Source organism: Acidovorax sp. KPB24-03, assembly GCF_057546605.1.
Genome location: NZ_BAAJYR010000449.1, coordinates 1 through 2,700 on the forward strand (window position 1 = coordinate 1; position 2,700 = coordinate 2,700).

Here is a 2,700-nt window from a genome sequence, read left to right on the forward strand (position 1 = left end):
CGCGCAGGCGCGCGGGGCCCAGGGCCTCGCCCACCGCGCCCGGGTGCACCTCGGGCAGGAACAGGCGGATGCGGAACAGCGCGCCCTCGCCCCGGCGTGCTGGTCACCGTCATCTCGCCGCCCATCAGTTCGGTGAGCATCTTGGCGATGGTGAGCCCCAGGCCCGCGCCGGGGGCGCGGCGCCCTGGCTGCTGGCCGCGCCGCGCGCGAAGGGCTCGAAGATGCTGGCGCGCTCGGCCTCGGTCAGGCCCGGACCGCTGTCCTCGATTTCGATCAGGGCCAGCTCGCGCGCGTGCCGCACCGCCAGCCGCACATGGCCGCTGGCGGTGAACTTGATGGCGTTGCCGATGAGGTTGATGAGGATCTGGCGCACGCGCTTGTCATCGCCACGCACCCACTCGGGCAAGGTGCCCTGCGGCTCGAAGCGGAACGCCAGCCCCTTGGCGCGCGCCTGCGGCTCGAACATGTCGCACATCTCGTGCAGGCAGTCGGCAAAGCGCATGGGCCGCACCTGCAGCGTGAGCTTGCCGCTTTCGATGCGGGCGATGTCCAGCGTGCCCTCGATGAGCGACAGCAAATGCTCGCCGCCGCGGCGGATCACGCTCACGGCCTGCTGGCGGTGCGGCGGCACGGCGGCGTCCTCGCCCATGAGCTGGGCATAGCCCAGGATGCTGTTGAGCGGCGTGCGCAGTTCGTGGCTGATGGCGCTGATGTAGCGGCTCTTGGCCTGGTTGGCCTGATCGGCCAGCAGCCGGGCGCCCTCGGCCTCCTCGCGCGCTTCCTCGGCCACGCCGCGCGCCTGCTCGGCCTGCGAGCGCGCGTGCTCGGCGATGCGGCGGGCCTCCTGCAGGGCCTGGTCGGTCTGGCGGTGCAGGTGGATCTCGCGCTGCAGCAGGTGGGTCTGGCGGTTGGATTCCTCCTGCGCGACCTTGCGGCTCTTGTGCGCCAGCACCAGCCACCATGCCACGATGCCCGAGATGACCAGCAGCGCCAGATAGGCCTTGAGCAGCCCCGAGCGCAGCGCGGCATGCGTGCCCGGCACGGCGGCGATGCCCGGGCCGCTGTCGGGCGCCAGGGGGGTGAGCGTCTGCAGCTCCTGGTGGTAGAACAGCCCGAACACCGCGGCCAGCAGCGGGGCGATCACCAGCATCAGCAGCAGGAAGTGGCCCAGGCCCGTGTCGAGCATGCGCCACACCCGCCGCGGCAGCACCCAGCGCAGGGCCGCGCTCCACTGCACGGCCAAGTGCGCGTGGGGCTTGCACATGTCGCCGCAGCGCGCATCCAGCGTGCAGCACAGCGAGCAGATGGTGCCGCGGTAGGCGGGGCATTGCGCCATGTCGGGCGCCTCGTACTCGCGCTCGCACACCACGCAGCGCTGCACCGCCCAGGCCCCGGGCGTGCCCACGGCCGGCGCCTGGGCACCGGCGGGCCGGGCCAGGTAGTAGCGCCCGCGCGTGGCCCAGGCGATGAGCGGCGCCGCGACGAAGGCCGTCACCATGGCGATCACGGCCGAGAACGCCTGCGCCAGCGGCCCGAACAGCCCCAGGTGCGCCACGATGGACAGCCCCGAAGCCAGCGCCATGGCCCCCACGCCCACCGGGTTGATGTCGTACAGGTGCGCGCGCTTGAACTCGATGCCCCGGGGCGACAGGCCCAGCGGCTTGTTCACCACCAGGTCGGCCACCACCGCCATCATCCAGGCGATGGCGAGGTTGGAATACAGCCCCAGCACCTGTCCCAGCGCCTTGAACACGTTCATCTCCATGAGCATGAACGCGATGAGCGTGTTGAACACCACCCACACCACCCGCCCCGGGTGGCTGTGCGTCAGGCGCGAGAAGAAATTGCTCCACGCCAGCGAGCCGGCGTAGGCGTTGGTCACGTTGATCTTGATCTGCGAGACGACGACGAACAGCGCCGTGGCCGCCACCGCCCAGCCGTAGTGCGGGAACACGTATTCGTACGCCGCCAGGTACATCTGGTTCGGGTCCACCGCGCGCTCCACGGGCACCATGTGGCTGATCGCCAGGTATGCCAGCAGCGCGCCGCCCAGCATCTTGACCACGCCCAGCACCACCCAGCCCGGCCCGCCGGCCAGCACCCCGAGCCACCAGCGCCAGCGGTTGGCCGGCGTGCGCGCGGGCATGAAGCGCAGGTAGTCGGCCTGCTCGCCCATCTGGGTGATGAGGGCGATGCCCACGGTGAGCGCCGCACCAAACAGGGGCAGGTTGAACATGGAGACCGCACCGGATTCACCGCCGTAGTGCATCACCCCGGTGAATGCACCAGGATCGCGCACCAGCACGTACACGAACGGCACCACCAGCATCACCAGCCACAGCGGCTGCGTCCAGACCTGCAGCCGGCTGATGGCCGACACCCCGTGCGTGACCAGCGGGATCACCGCCAGCGCGCAGATGAGGTAGCCCCAGCGCGGCGGGATGTCCAGCGCCAGCTCCAGCGCATAGGCCATCACGGCCGCCTCCAGCGCGAAGAAGATGAAGGTGAGTGGCGTAGATCAGCGAGGTGATGGTCGAGCCCGGATGTAGCCGAAGCCCGCCCCCGGCGCCGTGAGGCCAGGTCCATGCCACGCCGTAGCGCGCGGCTGTACGACCGGCTTGGACTGGCAAGGCCCCGGCCCAAGGGAAACGAGTCGACTGGAGACCCCCCCCAGTTGGGTCCCGTCAAACCAGGATTGGG

At 70.6% G+C, this 2,700-nt stretch carries 1 pseudogene; it reads right to left on the minus strand.

The window, feature by feature from the left end:
• Positions 1–2,575: pseudogene (locus tag AC27KI_RS22400) on the minus strand (ATP-binding protein); the annotation flags it as partial.
• Positions 2,576–2,700 lie beyond the last annotated feature (125 nt).